Annotated in this window: 2 protein-coding genes; both read right to left on the bottom strand. The window is 40.5% G+C overall.

All coding sequences use genetic code 11. From position 1 onward, the window contains the following. A partial coding sequence (locus tag C4S61_RS21430) for a triple tyrosine motif-containing protein (protein ID WP_146064486.1) occupies positions 1-2,462 on the bottom strand: 2,462 nt, incomplete at its 3' end. Between the two features lie 602 nt (positions 2,463-3,064). Continuing rightward, the coding region (locus C4S61_RS21425; RefSeq protein WP_146064485.1) for a T9SS type A sorting domain-containing protein at positions 3,065-4,771 on the bottom strand (1,707 nt) is incomplete at its 5' end.

The raw sequence follows: 4,771 nt of genomic DNA, 5'->3' as shown, positions 1-4,771 counted from the left end.
AGTTGGGCTTGGGTGGATTTGAGATCTTCAATGGATTTTTCCAGAGCAGCCGTGCGTTCGTTTACACGCTCTTCCAGGATGCGGTTTTCCGCTTTCAGCTTTCGGGAGCGCCACTTCACGATGGCAGTAATCACCGCAAAGATTAACAGGGCATAGATCAGATACGCCCACCAGGTGGCATACCAAGGCGGAAGGACCACAAAGGAAAATACCGCCTCCTCACTTACTCTCCCGGTAAAAGCCTGTGCCCTGACATGAAAAACATAGGTTCCCGATGGGAGGTTGGTGTACTCCTTGAATCGGTTATCATTCCAGTCCACCCAATCCGCCTCAAATCCTTCGAGATAGGTCTGGTATTTGGTTTTCTTTTCATCCTCGAAATAGGGCGCCGCAAACTCAAAGCGGTAAGAATTATCTTTTCTTTCTACAGCAGGCACATCCTTTTTTCTACCGTAAAAAGGCAAGGGAATCGTATCGGTCTTGGTTTCGATTCTTCGGATCAGGGTGAAAAATTCTTTGTCGCTCTGATTGTCCTTTTTGGGATCATAGCGGATCAGGCCTTTCTGTGATCCAAACCACAGGATGCTGTCTTCATCTATATAATCTACTTGAGACAAATAAGGGGCTATGGAATTGGGCCTTTCGTCTTTGATAAATTTACCATCGGAATTACGCTTAAGGATATGCTTCTTTTTGTCAAGAGATTCATACCAGATCACTCCTGATTTGTATTGAATAAAATCAATCATATCCTTTTCTACTTCACTAAAAGCATCAGTTGGTAGAAATTTACCTTCATTGGGTAAGTACTTTTGCATTCCCTGAGGGGAAGTCATATAAAATTCTCCATCTACCAGAGAAAACCTAACTTCCGCTCCATTTACTTCAAAACTATTTACTTTGATTCCGTTTAATTCACCTAAGTCAAGACCAATTCCACCCAAATTAATAGCATGTATTCTTTCGCTTCCTGCACCCGAGGAAAAAATCGTCCCATCTTTACCTTCAAAAATATATCCAGCTGACTCCACTCCAGGAACATTTCCCATATATTCCCATGGAAATTCTTTTGAAAGTCCTCTCTGATAAACCATGATTCCCATCTGGCCTGTAACCAAAAGAAGGTTGGGGTGATTTTTTGGAATCAATAATCTATTTGCAAGCTTACCGTCTTTTACTTCATATACTCTAATTATTTTACCATTGCGTATTACATTCACTGGCCCGCCTTCTATAACAATCATATCTTCTCCGTCAGCCCACGAATCATAAATCGAATAATTACCCATTTGGGGGACAGGTTTAAATTCGGAATCGCTTGCGTCAATTTTCAGCAAACCGGTGGAGGTACCTAGAAATATGTCTTGTCCTTGTTTTTGGATGTTGCGAACCGCTGAATTGATCCCCGATTCCTTACCGAAAGTTTGAATAGGTGAATTGATGGCGATCCTTGCCAAGCCATCATCGGTAGTTGCCCACAAATCTTCATTTTGGTCAGGGTAAATACTGGTAATTATGTCAGAAGGCAAACCCTGTTCGGTTCCTATTCTTTTGAGTATTTTACCCTGTGGATTCATGATAAGTATTCCTGCTCCAAAAAGCCGTAGGATGTAGTTTCCTTTATAGACTATGGCCCCTCTTAGCGGGATATCACTTTTGAAGAGTTGGTCCACCTCAGTTGGAAACTTAGATAAAATATCTCCTTCCAAAAGATAGAATCCCGTATACCTTCCTCCCAATAGCAAGGAAGTTCCTTCATCGCCTAGAAACGGAAGTATAACACTTATACGTTCTTTTCCAAAAATTTCAGTATTCGGGATAAGCTTGATCTCATCTGCTTCTAACCGAGAAAGCCCTCTTTCTGCTTGTTGCACATAAAAGTCATTTCCCACTACGAAACTTAGACCAAATCTTGTTTCGGCCTGCCAGGATTTCAGGGACTTCAGGGTGAAATCCTCATTTAGCTCAAGCCTAATGAGATGATGATCCTCAGTTCGAAGTAGGATATAGCTATTAAAAAAGTGGATTTCATAAGCAAAAAAGTTGGTCCGAAGTTCCTCGGGAATCAGATGAAGCAGGGAGACTGCCTTGGTTTCTCCCTTAGTGTCTGTTTCCAGATAACCAAAATCATAACCTGCATAAAATATCGTTCCTGTGGTATCTTTAATAAAACTTGAGACACCCATTATTTCATTACTTTTAAAGAGTGAGCGCCAGGATACCCCATCATATTCATGCAGTCCTGTTCTGGTTCCAAAATACATCAGTCCCGCATCACTCTGGATGGCAGAAAGTACAACCGGAAACCCATCATACTCCTCCGCAGTGTAGGTAGTGACGGGCAGCCTTCCGATCTGCTCGAAGATGGACTGGGCGGGAAGAAAATGGGGAAAGCAAATAAAAATAAGCAGAAGTCCGAAAAACGGTTTTTGGGAATAAATAAACTTTAAAACTAAATCCATTGTATTTTATAATTGGGTATGGATAAGAACTTATTTTTAATAGTTAAGGAAAATTGAAATATATATCCTAAAATAATAAAAGTGTCAGAAATACCAATCCTTTTGATCCAAAATTGTCCAGTTGATTTTCGTAAATTGATCATGGCCAAATACAGTTTGAGTTTTTTGACTTTATCAATCAGTTCCTATCAAAACATAAATTAAATTGTGAGTAGAACAATCTTAAATTGAACTTATTACTCTCCATCCTGCACGCCAATCTTACGTTTAGTTTCAAGTCCCTCTCCAGTTGTCTTCACAACATCAGGTCTCAAAATATGCCCTGAAATCGGCTCCTTAGCGAATATTTTGATAGTCCAGAAGAATTTATTGAGGATGCATTTTTTATTTAATTGGGTTATCAAATAATATTGTGCAGATCATTTCAATGATGTGTTAATACCTTATGATTAGTTTCAAGAATCCGGAAGAAGAAATTAAAAAATATAATCACCCAGGAGCAGTAGAATCCATATTTTTTAGATTGGTATAGTTATCAAAAAATAACCGCCGGAAATAATTCCGACGGCTATCCCGGTTTAATAGAGTTTTACTTCTAGATTTTATCTCTTTATCAATCGCTCGGTCATCACCAGGTATCCGATCTTGACCTGAACCATATACATGCCCGGAGCGAGGCCATTCAAGTTTAAGGTTTGGATGAAGGTTTCTTCACGGTAAATGCTATCCTGAATTACCATTCTGCCCACGGCATCAAACACCCTGATTTCAACAGCTGCGCCCTCATCCAGATCAACCATCAGGTTGGTTTCGCTTTGAGCAGGATTTGGATATAAGATAAATTGATTTGGTTCCATTTCTCTGGAAAGTTGGATTTCTCTACTGATCGTCTGACCCGCTCTGTCGGTACTCATTACCTGAACTGAGAATCCTGCAGGGATAGAACTTCCTTTCCAGACTAATTGATCCCCGTTCAATTCTACCTGCGCATTTTCTCCTAAACTGTAAGTATGAATATCATCAATTGGGTCGATGGTGCTCAATGTACCGATCACTTGTCCAGGCTGTAGATCTTTGGCCAACTGAGTATTGCTGATCGTGATATCCTGAGCCATCGGCTTGTCAAGAACTAAGACATTGATCACGATTGGCTCCTCAAGTTCATAGAAGTCGTTTCTTTCCAACTCTGCAGTCAGGGTATACATACCTGGCAGAAGTGAATTGTAAGCTTCCGTGGAAATGTTCATGTTGATTTTCTTACTGTTGAACCATTTCTCACTTTGCTTCACTATCTCACCCTTGATGAGTTCTACCGGAGTATTCCATGCCACCGTGATCAATTCCGGCTCCTGATCTGCTCTGTAGAAAATATTACAATTTCCTATGTATGAGCCTGGATTTCCATTTATCAAAGCATCCACTGCATTTGCACTTACACAGATGGTCTTGCGATTGCCATTAGGAGTTACATGACAAACCTGAACTTTGTTTTGTCCTTCTTTGCCGCATGAGGCTTCGACGGATACTACTTTAGAGAATACAGTATTGGCGACACACTGACCTCCAATACTTACTTCAACTTTGTATTCCTTGATAAAATCCCCCATTGCATTGACAGTATAGGTTGCTTGTTTTGCATCTGTAATAATGGTAAAATCAGCATCATCCTCATTTTTGAAATACCACTGATAGTTAACTTCGGCATTTACAGAAGGCTCATACGCCGCAGTAAGTGTAGCGCTTGAAGGTAATCCCAATGAACTAGCTGCTCCATCGAAGATTACTACATTACCATTTTCATTCGGTGTTTCGCTTGAGGTTATAATCGCCTCAAATACTGTTAATTTAGAATCGGTCTGAGAACCGCTTAGATTACCTGAATTCGGAATAAATTTGGCTGTGATGTCATAGATTGCTCCAAGTGATAAATCAATTGTTATCTCATCTGAGAATATGCCATCTGTTGATGAGTCTATGGATCCTATTTCTCTATCACCAACTTTAAAGATGACTTTTCCACCTTTACTATCCACTTCACTTTGTATATCCGAATTATCCGTTTTCACTGTAGCATTCAGCGTTATTTTATCCCCATCGCAGTTAGCTAATGCGTCTTCGACGGTGATTGTGGTAGGAGCTGGTAAAATTTCAGCTGTCGTTTCAGCAATAGCTGAAGTCAAGCTGTAGTTCGTATTGGTAATGGAAACATCTGCGGTAACTGGCTGGATACCTGCATCCGGTCCTGCAAAAGTTGCGTTCGTTACCGTTACGATTACTTCATCTCCTTCGATCAAATCCTCAGCAGGAAC

This window comes from Algoriphagus boritolerans DSM 17298 = JCM 18970 (genome assembly GCF_900108085.1).
Classification (GTDB): domain Bacteria; phylum Bacteroidota; class Bacteroidia; order Cytophagales; family Cyclobacteriaceae; genus Algoriphagus; species Algoriphagus boritolerans.
Note: the sequence above shows the minus strand (reverse complement) of the source record. Positions and strands in the feature narration are given on the sequence as shown.